The organism is Streptomyces dryopteridis (assembly GCF_049606955.1).
In the GTDB taxonomy this organism is placed as follows: domain Bacteria; phylum Actinomycetota; class Actinomycetes; order Streptomycetales; family Streptomycetaceae; genus Streptomyces.
In genome coordinates this window covers 1594967-1610053 of the sequence record NZ_CP187114.1, presented here as the reverse complement: position 1 = coordinate 1610053, position 15087 = coordinate 1594967, and the positions used below count along the sequence as shown (strand labels likewise).

General features: G+C 74.3%; 14 protein-coding genes. 6 read left to right on the top strand and 8 right to left on the bottom strand.

The window, feature by feature from the left end; translation table 11 throughout:
- Positions 1–133 precede the first annotated feature (133 nt).
- A complete protein-coding gene (locus ACN20G_RS33785) occupies positions 134–1525 on the top strand; it encodes a GNAT family N-acetyltransferase (RefSeq protein WP_424217062.1) in 1392 nt (463 codons plus the stop codon).
- A 284-nt stretch (positions 1526–1809) separates the two neighbouring features.
- Entirely contained in the window at positions 1810–2214 is a 405-nt protein-coding gene (locus tag ACN20G_RS33780; RefSeq protein ID WP_424215958.1) for a transglycosylase SLT domain-containing protein, read from the top strand.
- Positions 2215–3051: 837 nt separating this feature from the next.
- Here ACN20G_RS33780 and ACN20G_RS33775 read toward each other — a convergent pair.
- The 4 genes from ACN20G_RS33775 to ACN20G_RS33760 form a co-directional block, all read right to left on the bottom strand.
- On the bottom strand, positions 3052–3939 hold the full coding sequence (locus tag ACN20G_RS33775; protein ID WP_424217061.1) for a carbohydrate ABC transporter permease: 888 nt from the start codon (positions 3937–3939) through the stop codon (positions 3052–3054).
- Entirely contained in the window at positions 3936–4778 is an 843-nt protein-coding gene (locus ACN20G_RS33770; RefSeq protein WP_424217439.1) for a carbohydrate ABC transporter permease, read from the bottom strand. The genes ACN20G_RS33775 and ACN20G_RS33770 overlap by 4 nt, the downstream gene beginning before the upstream one ends.
- A gap of 491 nt (positions 4779–5269) precedes the next feature.
- The gene (locus ACN20G_RS33765; protein ID WP_424217060.1) at positions 5270–6598 is read right to left on the bottom strand and encodes an extracellular solute-binding protein; all 1329 of its coding nucleotides are present in this window, start codon (positions 6596–6598) and stop codon (positions 5270–5272) included.
- A 194-nt stretch (positions 6599–6792) separates the two neighbouring features.
- A complete protein-coding gene (locus tag ACN20G_RS33760; RefSeq protein WP_424217059.1) occupies positions 6793–7518 on the bottom strand; it encodes a TetR/AcrR family transcriptional regulator in 726 nt (241 codons plus the stop codon).
- 179 nt (positions 7519–7697) lie between these two features.
- Here ACN20G_RS33760 and ACN20G_RS33755 point away from each other — a divergent pair, with 179 nt between their 5' ends.
- Together ACN20G_RS33755 and ACN20G_RS33750 are read left to right on the top strand one after the other, a co-directional pair.
- Positions 7698–8921, top strand: a complete 1224-nt coding sequence (locus ACN20G_RS33755) for a saccharopine dehydrogenase family protein (RefSeq protein ID WP_424217058.1) — start codon at positions 7698–7700, stop codon at positions 8919–8921.
- A gap of 136 nt (positions 8922–9057) precedes the next feature.
- Positions 9058–9354 carry a hypothetical protein gene (locus tag ACN20G_RS33750; RefSeq protein WP_424217057.1) on the top strand — a complete coding sequence of 99 codons (297 nt, stop codon included), beginning with the start codon at positions 9058–9060 and terminating at the stop codon, positions 9352–9354.
- A 54-nt stretch (positions 9355–9408) separates the two neighbouring features.
- Here ACN20G_RS33750 and ACN20G_RS33745 read toward each other — a convergent pair whose 3' ends face one another.
- The 4 genes from ACN20G_RS33745 to ACN20G_RS33730 all read right to left on the bottom strand — a co-directional run bounded on the left by ACN20G_RS33745 (position 9409) and on the right by ACN20G_RS33730 (position 12845).
- A complete protein-coding gene (locus tag ACN20G_RS33745) occupies positions 9409–9564 on the bottom strand; it encodes a hypothetical protein (protein ID WP_424217056.1) in 156 nt (51 codons plus the stop codon).
- A gap of 77 nt (positions 9565–9641) precedes the next feature.
- Positions 9642–10883 (bottom strand): SDR family oxidoreductase, encoded by a 1242-nt coding sequence (locus ACN20G_RS33740; RefSeq protein ID WP_424217055.1) that lies wholly within the window; start codon positions 10881–10883, stop codon positions 9642–9644.
- 193 nt (positions 10884–11076) lie between these two features.
- Positions 11077–11928: an ABC transporter permease gene (locus ACN20G_RS33735; RefSeq protein ID WP_424217054.1), complete on the bottom strand. Its 852-nt coding sequence runs from the start codon at positions 11926–11928 to the stop codon at positions 11077–11079.
- Complete coding sequence (locus ACN20G_RS33730) at positions 11925–12845, bottom strand: ATP-binding cassette domain-containing protein (protein WP_424217053.1); 921 nt, start codon at positions 12843–12845, stop codon at positions 11925–11927. Before ACN20G_RS33730 ends, ACN20G_RS33735 begins: the two co-directional genes overlap by 4 nt.
- Positions 12846–12978: 133 nt before the next feature.
- On the opposite strand from ACN20G_RS33730, the gene ACN20G_RS33725 reads away from it, so the two are divergent.
- Together ACN20G_RS33725 and ACN20G_RS33720 are read left to right on the top strand one after the other, a co-directional pair.
- Entirely contained in the window at positions 12979–14394 is a 1416-nt protein-coding gene (locus tag ACN20G_RS33725; protein ID WP_424217052.1) for a sensor histidine kinase, read from the top strand.
- A complete protein-coding gene (locus ACN20G_RS33720) occupies positions 14391–15068 on the top strand; it encodes a response regulator (RefSeq protein WP_424217051.1) in 678 nt (225 codons plus the stop codon). Before ACN20G_RS33725 ends, ACN20G_RS33720 begins: the two co-directional genes overlap by 4 nt.
- Positions 15069–15087 lie beyond the last annotated feature (19 nt).

The following is a 15087-nucleotide window of genomic DNA, read 5'->3' as shown; positions in this document are numbered from 1 at the left end:
TACGCGAGCGTCCGACAAGAGCGCGAACCGAAAACACCGCGCACCCACCGCCCCCGCGTCCGTACGGTGACCCCGGGACCGCCCCGCCCCGGGGACGGCCAGAGGCCCGAGCACCGAACGGAAGGAGTGGCGGATGGCGCACGTGCCCACGGCGCGCGTCAGAGAACTCACGGCGACGGACGCCCCCGCCCTCGCCGAGATCGACCGTGCCGACGCCGCCGGCACGACAAGACCACACCCCCGAACCACCCCCGCCGACCACGCGGACCGGGCACGGACCTGCGCCTGGGCCTGGGCGGAGCAGGAACCCACCACCGCCGAGGCCGAGGCGCCGGCCGAAGCGAGGACCGAAGCCAAGCTCGCAGCCGACGCCGAGCACGCGGCCGACGCCGACACCCACACCCACACCGACCGACCGCTGGCCTACCTCCTCGCGTCCGAACGCGACGGCGAGGCCGTCGTCGACCACGTCGCCGTGCACCCGGACCACACCCGCCGCGGCCTCGGCGCCGTCCTCCTCGCCCGCGCCTCCCGATGGGCCGCCGAGCGCGGACTCCCGGCCCTCACCCTCACCACCCCCGGCGACGCACCACCCTGGCACGCGCCCTACTTCGCCCGCCTCGGCTTCCGCGAGACACACGCCACCCCCGACGGCACCCGACACCTGCGCCGCCCCGTCCCCACCCCCACGGGCCCCGACGGCCGCCCCCTGTCCCCCGCCGCCGTCGACGCGCTGTGGTGGCTCGCGGAGGAGGGCGTCGTGCCGATCGGGCCCCTCGCGGACCGGCTCTGGACCGACGGCCGCACACCCGACGGCACCCACGCCTCGAACGACGTCGCCCACGCCCACGCCCACATGCTCTTCGCGGACGACCGACTGACGGTCCCCGGACGCATGCGGCTCGCACTCGGGCTGCTCGACCTGCTCGACGACTACTGGGTGACGTGCGAGATCGGGTTCGCATTGGCGGACCTCGCCGACGCGGCACCCACCGACCTGCTGTGGGCCGGCTACCGCCGCCGCCTGGAAGCGGAACGCCCGGCGGAACCGGTGGAGTACTCGCTGTGGGTGGACTGGTTCGAGAACCATCGCACGGTCGAACAGTCCTACACCGGCGTCCTCGGCCGCGACGCGCACCTGCTCGCGCCCGGCATGTCCGAGGCCCTGACCCGCCGGGCACGCCGGGTACTGGAGGTCTCGGGCCCCGTCCCCTGGCCCCTCAAGGCCCCGGCCCTGCACGCCGCCGCACGGGTGCCGGAGCTGCGCATGTCGGTGTTCCACGCCCTCCGGGCCGGCTACCACGACGTGTACGGACACCTCGAACCACGGCCGGCCCACGCCCTGCTGACCGCCCTCCGCATCCCCGCGGACACCCCCCACCGCGCAGCCCTCACCCGGGTACTGGCCCGGGGCCTCGCGAACCACCGCGACGACCCGACGGCATGGCCCCGAACCCCCGAAACACCCCCCACACCGCGCGACGCCACCGTCACCGACGGCGAGATCGAGCCCGTCGGGGGGTGAGGCGGGGCACAGGGCGAAGGTCACATACGAGGGTGGACCGTAGTCCCGGGGCGGTTGGGGGTGTGGGTTGGGGGGTGTGGGTGGGGGTGTCTACGAGGGGTGTTCGTATCGGGGGGTGCTTGCCGGCGGGTTGGGGGTCGGGTGATGGTGGTGAGGTCGCCGAGCGGCGGATCCGGGTTCACTTCGGTCGGGTCGTGTCGCTGTCCCGGCCCCGTGGTCACCGTTGTCGTGTGGTGGGGTTCGGTGGGGTGACGGTCCTGTTCCCGACGGAAGGTTCCGTTGTCGTGTCCCGCTTCGCCCTGCGTTCCATCTCCGCTTCCAAGAAGGCCGTCACCGCCTCCGTCGTGGGACTGGCCGCCGCCGGCTCCCTCCTCGCCGCCGTGCCCGCCCAGGCCGCCCCGATGAACGCCAAGGCGATCGCCCAGCAGATGATCCCCGACCCGGCCCAGTTCGCCGCGTTCAACAACATCGTCTCCCGCGAATCCGGCTGGAACCACACCGCCACCAACACCGCCTCCGGCGCCTACGGCCTCGTCCAGGCCCTCCCCGCCTCCAAGATGGCCTCCGCCGGCTCCGACTGGAAGACCAACCCCGCCACCCAGATCAAATGGGGCCTCGACTACATGAACACCCGCTACGGCAGCCCCGTCGGCGCCTGGAACTTCTGGCAGCAGCACCACTGGTACTAAACCACCACCAGCCACACAGCGTCACAGGCACCAGCCACACAGCGACACCCGCAAGGGCCCCGGCAACCACGCCGGGGCCCTGCGCGCATTCCCGAACGCGGGCGAGCCCGGGGCCAAGGTGGCCGCCTGCCGGCGGCGGGCAAGTCAAAAACCTTTCCCAGGGGCGGCGGGGGAGGGGTCTCGGGCACGGTCCGTGCCCGGGTGCGGCCCGGCTCCGGGCCGGGGTGGCCGCCTGCCGGCGGCGGGCAGGTCAAAAACCTTTCCCAGGGGCGGCGGAGGGGAGCCGGGGCCTGGATCCGTGGCCGTCCACCGGCCCACACGGGGCCGGGCCAGGTCCCCAGCACGCGATACGCCGGGACATGCCCACGGTAATCCCCACCACGCACCCAGACCGTGCGAGGCACGCACCCCACCACACCCACCAAGCAACCCCGGCGACCGCAGACCCCACGTGCCCCACCCCGCCGCCGCAGACGGCAACGCACCACCGCCCCAGACCCCTCCCCGCCGCCACCGGGAAACGCCTTTGACCTACCCGCCGCCGCCAGGCGGCCACCGCAACCACCAACCCACCCGCAGACGGCAACGCACCACCGCCCCAGACCCCTCCCCGCCGCCCCTGGGAAAGGCTTTTGATCTACCCGCCGCCGGCAGGCGGCCACCCCAGCCACGAACCGGCCCGCAGACGGCAACGCACCCCAACCCCCGACCCCACCCCGCCGCCACCAGGAAACGCCTTTGACCTACCCGCCGCCGGCAGGCGGCCACCGCAACCACCAACCCACCCGCACCCGGGCACGCACCCCCACCCCGCACAACCAACCCCACCCCCACCCCTCAGTCCTTCACCGCCCCCGCCAGCCCCGAGACCAGGCGTCGTTGGACGAGGACGAAGAAGACGAGTACCGGGACGGTCATGACCGTCGACGCGGCCATGATGCCGCCCCAGTCGTTCTCGTCCGGTTTGAAGAAGACCAGCAGGGCCATCGGGAGGGTGGAGCGGCCGGTGTCGCTGATGATGAAGGACTTCGCGAACAGGAAGTCGTTCCAGGTGGAGATGAACGAGAACACGCTGGTCGCCACCAGGCCCGGGAGGACGAGGGGGAAGAGGATCTGCCACAGGAAGCGGGTGCGGCTCGCGCCGTCGAGCGCGGCCTGTTCCTCCAGGGCCTCCGGGACCGCTTTGACGAAGCCCCTCAGCATCCAGATCGCGAACGGCAGGGAGAACGCGAGGTGCGGCAGGATCAGCGCGCCGAGGGTGTTGAGTTGGCCCAGGTCCCGCATCAGGAAGAACAGCGGGATGGTAAGCGCTTCGATCGGGACCGTCTGGGCGATCAGGAACATGATCAGCAGGGTGGTGCGGAACCGGAAGCGGAACCGCGTGACGGCGGTCGCGGCCAGGAACGCGATGAGCGCCGAGGCCAGGACGACCGCGCCGGCGACGACGAGCGAGTTGAGGAAGTAGCGTCCGAAGTCCTGTTGTTCGAAGACCCGGCGGAAGGAGTCGAGGGTCGGGGCCAGGGTCCAGGGGCGGGGGTCGGTGGACTGGATCTCGCCGGCCGGTTTGAGGGCGGAGAGCACCATCCAGTACAGCGGGAACGCGACGAGCGCGGCGACGAGCAGCGCGGCGGCGTCGGCGAGGGCCCGGCCCGGGCGGCGTGCGCGGGCGACGCGGCGTGCGCGGCCGGGGCTTGAGGGGTGGCGGCGGGTCGCGGTGGTGGTCACAGTTCTTCCCCCTGACGGCGCAGCAGGCGCAGGTAGAGCAGGGTGACGGCGAGCAGGATCAGCAGCATCACGACGCCGATGGCGGAGCCGAGGCCGTATTCGGAGGACGCGAACGCCGTCTGGTAGGCGTACACGTTGAGGACGAGGTTCTGGCCGGCGATGCCGCCCCCGCCCGTCATCACGTAGATCTGCGTGAAGATCTTGAAGTCCCAGATGATCGACTGGATCGTGACGACGGTCAGGATGGGCCGCAGCAGCGGCGCCGTGATCGTGCGCCAGATGCGCCATTGCGAGGCGCCGTCGAGGGCCGCGGCCTCCAGGACCTCGGCGGGGATGGCCTTGATGCCCGCGTATACGGTGACCATGACGAACGGGAACGAGCACCAGACCACCTCCAGCAGCACGAGGGCGAAGGCGCTGTACCGGTCGTAGGTCCACGAGTGGTCGCCGAGTCCGAGGACGCGGTTGACGGGCCCGAAGTCCGGGTCGAAGAGGAACAGCCACACGGTGGATCCGGTCACGGCCGGGGTGGCCCACGCGCCGAGCGCGGCGAGCATGAGGGCGAGTCGGGCGGCGGGGCGCACACGGGTGAGGAGCACGGCGAGCGCGCAGCCCACCGCGAGGGTGCCGGTGACGCACGCGGCCGCGAACACCACCGTCGTGAGCAGGACTTCACGGAAGCGGGGATCGGAGAAGAGCTCGGTGTAGTTGGCCAGGCCCTGGAAGGAGGTCGGCTGCCTGCCGCTGACCTGCGCCTGGGTGAACTCCAGGAAGGAGATCAGCCCGAGTTGCCAGATCGGGTAGAGCAGCAGGGCGCCGAGGACGACGAGGGCGGGCAGGAGGTAGAGCCACGGGGTGGCGCCGCCGCCGGCACGGCGTCGGGTCCGCGCGCGGGCGGCTGCGTGCCCTGGCGGGTGCCCGGGGGTGCGGTCGGAGCGCGCGCTCTTCGACGTGCGGCAGCCCGTGCGCGCGCGCTCCGGCCCGGGCTCCGGCCCGCGCTCCTGCCCGTGGTCCGGTCCGTGGTCCGGTCCGGGCTCCGGCCCTCGGTGCGGCCCGTGGTCCGGTCCGCGATCCGGCCCGCGCTCCGGCCCGTGGTCCCGATCGTGCTCGCGACCGGTGTCGGCGCCGGCGCCGTGGCCGGGCTCGCGGCCGGCCGGGGGCGGGACGGAGGGCCCGGGTGTCGTGAGCGCGCCGGTGGACCCGGCCTCACCGCCACCACGGCCGCCCCCGCCACCACCGCTGCCGCCGCCCCCGCCACCGGCACGGCCCCCACCGCCGCCGGCACGGCCGGCGATGTCGTGACCGGCACGGCCGGCGTCGGCGTGGCCCGTCATCGGGCGGCGGCGAAGGCCGCGTCCATCTTGGCGGCGGCCGCGTCGGTTGCGGTGGGCACGTCGGCGCGGCCGCTGACGATCTCCTGGAACATGGTGGGGAGCACGAGCGAGGAGTCGATCTTGCCCCAGCCGGCCGATTCGGGCACGAACCTGGTGCCGGCCGCGAGGGTGTCGACGAAGGGTTTGACGAAGGGCTCCCGCGCGGCGGCCTTGGCGCGGACGTCGGTGTAGGTGGGCAGGAAGCCCATGGCGTCGAAGAGCCGGCTCTGGGTGTCCTTGCCGGTGAGGGACTTCATGAGGTCGACGGCGAGGGTGCGGTGCGCGGTGCCGCGCAGGACGCCGATGTTGTTGCCGCCGGCGAAGGCGGGGGCGATGCTGCCGGGGGTGAGTCCGGGCAGGGGCACGACGGCGTACTTGCCCTTGGCCTGCCCCGCGTCGACGGCGGGTCGACTGAAGTCGCCGGCGATGGCCATCGCGGCCTTGCCGGAGGCGAAGGCGGTGACGGTGGCGTTGCCGCCCATCGCGGCGCAGGTGGCGGCCGGGCAGTTGTCGTCGCCGAACAGGGAGGTGTAGGCGGTGATTCCCTTGCGGGCCGCCTCGCTGTTGACGGCGGCCTTGTGGGTGCCGTCCGTGCCGGTGCCGGCGAGTTCGCCGCCGTGGGCCCAGACGAAGGGCAGCGCGCCGTAGGTGTAGGCGCCGCCGACGGCGAGTCCGTGGAGTTCGGGCCGGGCGCCGTGGATCTTCTTGGCGGTGGCGATCAACTCGTCCTGGGTCTTGGGGGGTTGTATGCCCAGGTCGCGGAAGACGTCGGTGCGGTAGTAGAGGGCGCGGACGCCGACGAAGAGGGGGGCGCCGTAGACCTTGCCGTCGACGGTGACGGAGCGGCGGGCGGTGGGGTCGGTGTCCTTGGCCTCGGGCCAGGCGTCGAACTCGGCGGTGACGTCGGCGAGTCCGCCGTCCTTGACGTGTCCGGCGGTGTCGGTGTTGCCGTACTCGATGAGGTCGGGTGCGCTCTTGGGGTCGTTGAAGGCGGCCTTCACGCGTTGGGCTCGGGATTCGACGGGGATGTACTCGATCTGGACGTCGGTGCCGGGGTTGCGGGCCTCGAAGGCGGTGACGGCCTGGTCGACCACCTTCTCCTTCGGCGTGTTGTCGACCTCCCGGAAGAGCCAGACGCGCACGGTGCCGGTCTTGGCGTCGGCCCCCGCTCCGGCGCCGGGTGCGGCGGTCTGGGGTGCGCAGGCCGTGGCGAGGGCGGCGAGGGTGAGGGCGAGGGCCGTGGTCGGTAAGGCGGCGGTGCGGGTGAACGCGGCGGGGAGTTTCACGGGAGGTCCCTCCAGAAAAGGCGTTACGCGTTGCATTGTGCGCAACGGGCGTTTCAAGGTGCACAACACGCAGGAGGTTAAGCACGGTCGCGGCGACCGGGCAAGGGGTGTTGACACTCGGCCGGCAGGTTGGCCGGTGTCGGGGGCGGCGGGTTGCGGCAGGCGCAACGTCGGGCACGACGTCAGGCGCAACGTCAGACGTGCCCATCGCATCGCCCGGTCCCGGCGGTGAGTTCGGCCGCCGCGCCGGCCAGCAGGATGTCCAGGGCGGCCGGGTAGGCGCTGTGGGGCATGCGTTCGGCGAGGAGGGGCGCGGTCGCGGCGATGTGCGGGTAGCGGTCGGCGGGCAGTCGCGCGTACGTGGTCTCCCACATGCCCTCGTCGGCCTCGCGGGAGTCGGCGGGCAGAGCGAGGGAGCCGGCGTCGAGGGCGGCGAAGGCGAGGCTCTGGTCGATGAAGACGTGGTAGATCCGGACGGCGTCGCGGTCGGGGAAGCCGGCGGTGCGCAGGATGCCGAGGACGATCTCGTCGCCTGCGATCTCGCGCGGCCGGCCGGTGACGCGGGCCGCGGTGAGCACGGCGGCCTGGGGGTGCGCCAGGTGTGCGGCGTGGATGCGCAGGCCGAGTTCGCGCAGGTCACGGCGCCAGTCCCCGGTGGGGGACCAGCCGGTGAGGGCGCGGCCGATCAGTTCGTCGCCGATGGCGAGGGTGAGGTCGTCCATGCCGGAGAAGTAGCGGTAGAGGGCGCTCGGGTCGGCGCCGAGCGCGGTGCCGAGGCGGCGCGCGGACAGGCCGGCGCTGCCGTGTTCGCGGAGCATCCGCAGGGCCGTCTCCACGATGACGCGCTCCGAGAGCACGGTTCCGGTCCTGGTCGGTCGGCGGCGGCGTCGTTCGCCCTCGCCGACCACTTTCTTCGCCATGGGGGTTCCTCCGGGGTCTCTCGGGGGCCTCGCTCGGGCCGCTGCCCGGCACTGCCCGGGGCGTCGCCCGGGCGCGCGTCGGCCTTATGCCAACACCATTGACCTTAGGTCGAGACCGCGGCTTTGATCGAGGTCAGGGCGTCCGGATGTCCGTCCGGACCCGGCGAAAGGATCGGATCATGCGTGTGTTGCTGGTCGGGGCCGGTGGGGTCGGCGGGGCGATCGTGCGGATCGCCGCGCGGCGCGGGTTCTTCGAGCGGTTCGTGGTGGCCGACCGGGACCTGCCGCGCGCGGAGGCGGCCGTCGCGGCGGTCGACGACCCGGCGGAACGTTTCGTCGCCCGTGGGGTGGACGCCTCGGACCGGGGCGCGGTCGCCGCGCTCCTCGCCGCCGAGGGCTGTGACATGCTGCTGAACGCCACCGACCCCCGGTTCGTGATGCCGTTGTTCGAGGCGGCCCTCGACGCCGGCGTCGACTACCTCGACATGGCGATGTCCCTGTCCCGGCCGCATCCGGAGCGACCGCACGAGGAGTGCGGGGTCAAGCTGGGCGACGAGCAGTTCGCCCGCGCCGAGGCGTGGGAGGCGGCGGGCCGGCTCGCCCTGGTGGGCATGGGCGTGGAGCCGGGCCTGTCGGACGTGTTCGCCCGTTACGCGGCCGACGAGCTCTTCGACGAGATCGAGGAGATCGGCGTCCGGGACGGCGCCGATCTGACGGTCGACGGGTACGAGTTCGCGCCCTCGTTCAACATCTGGACCACCATCGAGGAGTGCCTGAACCCGCCGGTGGTCCACGAGCGCGACCGGGGCTGGTTCACCACGGCCCCGTTCAGCGAACCCGAGGTCTTCGACTTCCCCGGCGGCATCGGCCCGGTGGAGTGCGTGAACGTGGAGCACGAGGAGGTGCTGCTGATCCCCCGGTGGGTGGACGCGGGCCGGGTCACGTTCAAGTACGGGCTGGGCGCCGATTTCATCGAGAAGCTGCGGACCCTGCACGCCCTGGGCCTGGACTCCACCGAGCCGGTGGAGGTCCGCACGGCCGACGGCGGCACCGCCCGGGTCGCGCCCCGTGACCTGCTGGCCGCGAGCCTGCCCGATCCCGCCGCGCTCGGTGACCGCATGCGGGGCCGGACCTGCGCGGGCACCTGGGTGAAGGGCGTCAAGGACGGCCGGGCCCGCGAGGTATACCTGTACCACGTGGTCGACAACGAGTGGTCGATGAAGGAGTACGGCTCGCAGGCCGTGGTCTGGCAGACGGCGCTCAACCCGGTCGTGGCCCTGGAGTTGCTGGCCTCGGGGGTGTGGTCGGGCAGCGGGGTCCGGGGCCCGGAGTCGTTCCCGCCGCGCCCGTTCCTGGACCTGTTGGCCGCGCACGACTCCCCGTGGGGGCTGCGGGAGCAGTAGGCCGTCCCTTCCGGCGGGCCGACCGCGTGTCCTGTCGGGGCGGGGGGTCGTGGGCGCGGAGACTGGGGGTGTCGTGCCCCCGTCCCTCCCCCCTTCCTCCCCCGTCCCTCCCGTCGATGCGATCCGGAGCCCGCCCGTGGACGTCGCCTTCTCCGTCTCCTGCCGGACCTCCGACGACGAGGAGGAGCCGCCGCGCCGGATCGACGGGGTGACCTCGCTGGCCGTGGTCCTGCCCGACGGGACCGAGGTCGCCCTGAACGTGGACGCCGAGCGCGGTCTGGTCGTGCACCTGGAGGCCGATCCCGACAGCGGGCGGTTCGGGGAGTTCGAGATCCGGCCCGGCGCCGCGAACCTGTTCTTCGTCCGCGCGCACCACCACGAGCACCCCGCTCCCCCGGCCCCGGCCCCGGATCATGTCCGAGGGGACGCCTGAGCGGACGCCGAAGCAGGCGCCGGAGCGGGCGCCGGCGGCCGGCCGGTGCTCGGCTCAGATGGCGTGTCCGCGCCGGAAGTCGATCACCCGCTCGGTCTCCCGGAGCAGTCGCTCCGCCTCGGCCCTGACCTGCGCGGGAACGTCGCCGCGCTCCCGGACGAGCGCGGAGTGGATCGGCGTCTCGTCCGGTACCTGCTCGTGCCGGATCATCCGTGGGTCCTCCTGGTCGCGAAACGACTCGCGAGTCTAGGGCCGACCCGATCGGCGCCCTGCGGCGGGGGTGGGGTTCAGGCGGGTCGGGGCGCGGGCCAGGGGACGGTGGTCTCGGTGGGGCGGGCGTAGTCCACGCCGGCCTGGTCCCAGCCGTACAGCTCGCGGACCTGCGCCGCGAACCAGGCCACGCCGCGTTCGCTGCCGGCGACGGAGCCGGCCGGATCGGCCCACAGGGCGCGCACCCGGTCCTGGACGGTCTCGTCGAGTTCCCAGCGGTCGAGCCGGACGCGGGAGCGGTCGTCGAGGTCGAGGGGGGCCGCGCCGGTGAGCCGGTCCCACAGGTCGACGGCCTGGTCCACGGGGGTGCGGAAGCCCTCGGGGCCGAGCACGTCGTAGAGCAGGCCGGTGTAGAGGGCGATGGAGGGGATCGCGGTGGACGCCTGGGTGACGGCGGCGCCCGCGACGACGGTGTGGGCGCGGCCGCCGCGCGCCGCGAGGTGGGCGTGCAGTTCGCGGGCGGTGTGCTCCAGGTGTTCCTTGGCCGCGCCGATGGTGCCCTGCCGGTAGACGGGGGCGGTGAGTTCGGAGCCGACGTAGGAGAGGGCGACGGTGGCGAAGCCCTCGGCGAGGAGGTCGCGGGCTTCGAGGGCCTCGACCCAGCGGCGCCAGTCCGCCCCGCCCATGACGGCGACGGTGTCGGCGCGTTCGGCGTCGTCGGCGGGTTCGAGGCGGACGGTGCCGGCCTCGGGGGTGCCGTCGTCGGAGAAGCGCAGGGCGGGCGACTCGTAGGGCGCGCCGAGGGGTTTGATCACCGACTGGTGGGTGGTCCCGGTCGCGGGATCGGTGCGGCGGGGGGCCGCGAGGGAGTACACGAGGTGGTCGACGGGCCCGTACCGTTCGGCGATCAGGTCGAGGACCTCGGTCTTGGCGGTGTCGGAGAAGGCATCGGCGTTGACGAAGGTGACGTCGTGGCCCTCGGCGCGGGCGAGGTCGGCGAGGGCGGCGGTGCGGTACCAGCCGGCGGAGGCGGTGCGGCGGGCGTTCTCGGGGGCCTCGAAGGCGACGCCGACGGCGCGCGCCCCGTGGCCGCGCAGGGCGGCGGCGAGGATGGCGAGGCCGTAGCCGGCGGAGGCGCCGAGGACGAGGACCACCGGCGGACGGCCCGCGCGGGCGGCCCCCTCGGTCGCGGGGTCGTGCGCCGCCGCACCGTTCGGGACGGCCTGCCAGGTGCGGCGGACGGAGGCGGCGCAGCCCTCGGGGTGGGAGTTGACGATGAGGAAGCCGCGTTGGGTGGGGGTGACGGTGCGCGGGGGCATGGGGCTGGTCGTCCGTTCCTCGTGGGGTCTTTCCGGGAGCGTAGCGAGGGGGATCTCGCGGGTCGGGTGTGAGCGGACGACGGATGGGCGGCCCCGCGTTGGAGGGGTCCGCCCTTGTGCGAGGGGCGGGTGATCGGGTAGCGGGTGATCGGGTGGTGGGTCATCGGGCAGCGGTCAGCGGGCGGGGGCGGGCTCACACGTCGCGGCGGCGGACGGTGAGGACGGCGAGGGCGAGGGCCAGGGCGGGCCAGAGCAGGAGGACGAGCCAGGAGCCGGGGACGCCGGCCGGGAGGTTCAGGCTCGACGGGTCGGGTTCCCAGGTCTGCACGAGCCGGTTCCAGGCGGGCAGCACCATGGAGTGCTTGAGCTGCGCCGACCACGCCTCGCGCTCCGAGAACAGCGGCGGCAGCATGACCAGGACCCCCACGGCGATCGCGATCGTCCCGCCGGCGTGCCGGACGAGGACCCCGAGGCCGAGGCCGACCAAGGCGCACACGGGGGCCAGGAGGGCGGAGGCGATCATCGCGCGGAACACGCCGGGGGCGTCGAGGGGCAGGTCGGCGAGACGGCCGCCGGTGAGGAGATGGGCGGTGAGGACCGCGCCGCAGGACAGGAGCGCGCCGACGGCCGTCCACAGCGCGCCGACGACCCCGGCCTTGGCCAGGACCACGGCGCCCCGGGCCGGTACGGCGACGGTGGTGGTGCGGACGAGACCGGTGCTGTACTCGCCGACGGCGGCCAGGGCGCCGGAGACGGAGGCCACGAGGATCAGGGTCCACCAACCGGCCGGCGGATAGGCGACGTACGGGAGGAAGGCGGCGCCGGCGGGGCGGTCCCCGGTGAGGGCGGTGACGGCGGTGGCGCCGAGCGCGAACAGGAGGGTCAGGCCGACCGTCCACGCGGTGGACCGCAGCGAACGGAGCTTGATCCACTCGGCGGCGAGCAGATCCCGGAACCCGCCCTCGGGGCCGGGGGCGCCGGCCGCGGTGGAATCGAGAATCGGGGTGGGGGTGGCGGGGGTGGCGGCGGGGGTGGTGGTGCTCATCGGGTGGTCTCCGTCCCGTACTCGACGCTCTCGGCGGTCAGTTGCATGAAGGCGGTCTCCAAGGAGGCCGTGGCGGTGCTCAGTTCGTCGACGCGGATCCGGTGCTCGTGCGCGAGGCCGCCGATCCGGCGGGCCGGTACGCCCGTGACCAGGAGCCGGGTGCCGTCGTGCGCGTCCTCCGTGCGCACCGAGCCGCCGGCGGCGGTCAGCAGCGGCGCGAGGTCCGCGACGTGCGGGCCGGCGACGGTGACCGTGTGGCCCCGGGCCCGTTCGGCGAACACCGGCAGCGGCTCGGCCGCGATCAACCGGCCGCGGCCGATCACCACCAGGTCGTCGGCGGTGTGTTCCATCTCGGCCATCAGGTGGCTGGAGAGCAGGACCGTGCGGCCCTCGCCGGCCAGTCGGCGGAACAGCAGCCGGGCCCAGCGCACGCCCTCGGGGTCCATGCCGTTGACGGGCTCGTCGAAGAGCAGGACGGGCGGATCGCCGAGGAGGGCGGCGGCGATGCCGAGGCGTTGGCGCATGCCGAGGGAGAAGCCGCCGATCCTGCGGTGGGCGGCCTCGCCGAGGCCGACCTCGCGCAGCACCTCCTCGACCCGGCCGCGCGGGATCCGGTTGCCGCGGGCCAGGGCTCCGAGGTGGGCCGCCGCGGTGAGTCCGCCGTGCACGTGCCCGGCGTCGAGGAGGGCCCCGACGTGACGGAGTCCGCGTCGCCGTGTGCCGAAGGGGACGCCGTCGATGGTGGCGGTGCCGGAGGTGGGGGCGTCCAGGCCGAGGAGGATGCGCAGGGTGGTGGACTTGCCGGCGCCGTTGGGGCCGAGGAATCCGGTGACCCGGCCGGGTCGCACGGTGAAGGAGAGGCGGTCGACGACCGTCTTGCGGCCGTATGTCCTGGTGAGTTCGTTGACGTTGATCACGAGGAACACGGTGCCGGCGGGGACCGGGGCCGGGCATCGGCCCGCGGGCCGGCGCGCGGGGCCCCGGATCGGCCCCCGGTCGCATGTCCCCGGGCCGATGTGCCGGGGCCGGGGCGGCCGTTACCCTCACGCCATGAGCAGTCGAACGATCATGTCGTCGCCGGCGGGCGGTCGCGCCGCCGGGATCGCGGGGGCCCTCGGTTACGTCGCGGTCGTGGTGTTGTCCGCGGGCACCGCGAACCGCGCCTCGGGCACGGTGCACGCGGTGATCGCGCTGCTCGCGCTCACCCTCCTGACGGTCCCGGCCCGCCGGGCCCCGCTCGCCGCCCTCGCGCTCGGGCTCGTGGGCACCACCGCCGTCGTGGTGGGCAGCCCCGACTCCCTGCACGCCTCCCTCGCGCCCGCCTTCCAGGCCCAGTTCCTCGGCTACCTCGGCGTGGACGCCCTGCTGGCCCGCGTGATCGCGGTCCGCTCCGGCCCGCCGGCCCGGGGCGCGGTCCTCGGCACGGCCCTCGTGCAGGCGCTGGCGATCGGGGCGTTCGCGCACGGGGACGGGGTGGCCGTGAACGGGATCCTGCTCGCCCTGGCCCTGGCCGCGGCCGGCACCGCCGGGCTGCTGTTCCGTGAACGCCGGGTGCACGCGGTGGAGTTGCGGTCACGGGAGGTGGCCGAGGCGGTGACCGCCGAACGGCTGCGGATCGCCCGTGAGCTGCACGACGGCGTCGCCCACAGCCTGGGCGTGATCGCCCTCCAGGCCGGGGTCGGGCGCCGGGTGGTGCGCACCCAGCCGGAGGAGGCGGCCGAGTCCCTGCGCGTGATCGAGGAGCTGGGGCGCGAGACGGCGGCCGGGCTGCGCCGCACCCTGGTCTCGCTGCGGCGCGCGGAACGCGAGGCGGGCGGGGGCCGGGAACCCGAACGCGGGCCGTTGCCGGGGCTCGCCGACTTGGAACGGCTGGTGACGGCGTCGGCGGCGGCCGGGCTGCGCGTGGAGCTGCGGCGCAGCGGGACGGCGGCGGGCCGGCCGCTGCCGGCCGAGACGGACCTGGCGGCCTACCGGATCGTGCAGGAGGCCCTGACGAACGTGGCCCGGCACGCGGGCACCGACCGGTGCCGGGTCCACGTGCGGCACGAGGCGCGGGAGCTGCTGCTGGAGGTCGTCGACGAGGGCCGCGGCCCCGGCACAGCCGGCGGCGCGGGCGGGACCGGGGCCGGGAGCGGGACCCGGGCCGGGAGCGGGGGCACGGGCGGCGGCACGGTCGGCGGCACGGGCTTCGGGCTCGTGGGGATGCGGGAGCGCACCGACCTGCTCGGCGGCGAACTGTCGGCCGGACCCGGCCCCGGGGGCGGCTTCCGCGTGGCGGCCCGCCTGCCCCTGCCCCCCGCCCCCACACCCGACCGCACCGGCACCGGCACCGGCACCGGCACCGGCACCGGCACCGACCGTCCCGCGACCGACCGCACCACGGCCGACCGTCCCGCAGCCGACCGCGCCACCGCCGACCGTCCCCGTACCGACCGCTCCACCACCCCGGAGGTTTCCCCGCGATGACCGTGCGCGTCGTTCTCGTCGACGACCAGCCCCTGGTCCGTTCCGGACTGCGCGTGCTGATGGCCGACCATCCCGACCTGGAGGTGGTCGGCGAGGCCGGCACCGGTGTGGAGGCGGTGGCCGCGGTCGCGGAGCTGGAGCCGGACGTGGTGGTGATGGACATACGGATGCCGGACATGGACGGCATCGAGGCCACCCGCCGGATCACGGCCGGTCCCACCGCGAGCCGGGTGCTGATCCTGACCACCTTCGACGAGGACGAGCACGTGCTCGGGGCCCTGCGGGCCGGGGCCAGCGGTTTCCTCGTCAAGGACATGGCGCTGGAGGACATCCTGGGCGCGGTGCGGGTGGTCGCGGCCGGGGACGCGCTGATCGCGCCCGGGGTGACCCGTCGGCTGATCGCCGCGTTCACCGAGCGTCCGCCGGCCGGCGGCTCCCCGACCCCGAGCGCGGCGGCACGCCGGCGGGCCGAGGAGGTCACGGAGCGGGAGCGGGAGGTGTTGACGCTGGTCGGGCGGGGCCTGTCGAACCCGGAGATCGCCGCCGAGCTGTTCATCTCGGTGGGCACGACGAAGACGCACGTGTCGCGGCTGCTGTCGAAGCTCGACGCCCGGGACCGGGTGCACCTGGTGATCGCGGCCTACGAACTGGGCCTGGTCTCGGTCGCCCCGTGAGTCCGCGCCGTTTACCGCG

Coding starts and splice junctions, on each gene's coding strand:
- ACN20G_RS33785 (WP_424217062.1), top strand. CDS start 134: ATGGCGCACGTGCCCACGGCGCGCGTCAGAGAACTCACGGCGACGGAC.
- ACN20G_RS33760 (WP_424217059.1), bottom strand. CDS start 7,518: ATGGCGAAGAAAGTGGTCGGCGAGGGCGAACGACGCCGCCGCCGACCG.
- ACN20G_RS33755 (WP_424217058.1), top strand. CDS start 7,698: ATGCGTGTGTTGCTGGTCGGGGCCGGTGGGGTCGGCGGGGCGATCGTG.
- ACN20G_RS33745 (WP_424217056.1), bottom strand. CDS start 9,564: ATGATCCGGCACGAGCAGGTACCGGACGAGACGCCGATCCACTCCGCG.
- ACN20G_RS33740 (WP_424217055.1), bottom strand. CDS start 10,883: ATGCCCCCGCGCACCGTCACCCCCACCCAACGCGGCTTCCTCATCGTC.
- ACN20G_RS33735 (WP_424217054.1), bottom strand. CDS start 11,928: ATGAGCACCACCACCCCCGCCGCCACCCCCGCCACCCCCACCCCGATT.
- ACN20G_RS33725 (WP_424217052.1), top strand. CDS start 12,979: ATGAGCAGTCGAACGATCATGTCGTCGCCGGCGGGCGGTCGCGCCGCC.
- ACN20G_RS33720 (WP_424217051.1), top strand. CDS start 14,391: ATGACCGTGCGCGTCGTTCTCGTCGACGACCAGCCCCTGGTCCGTTCC.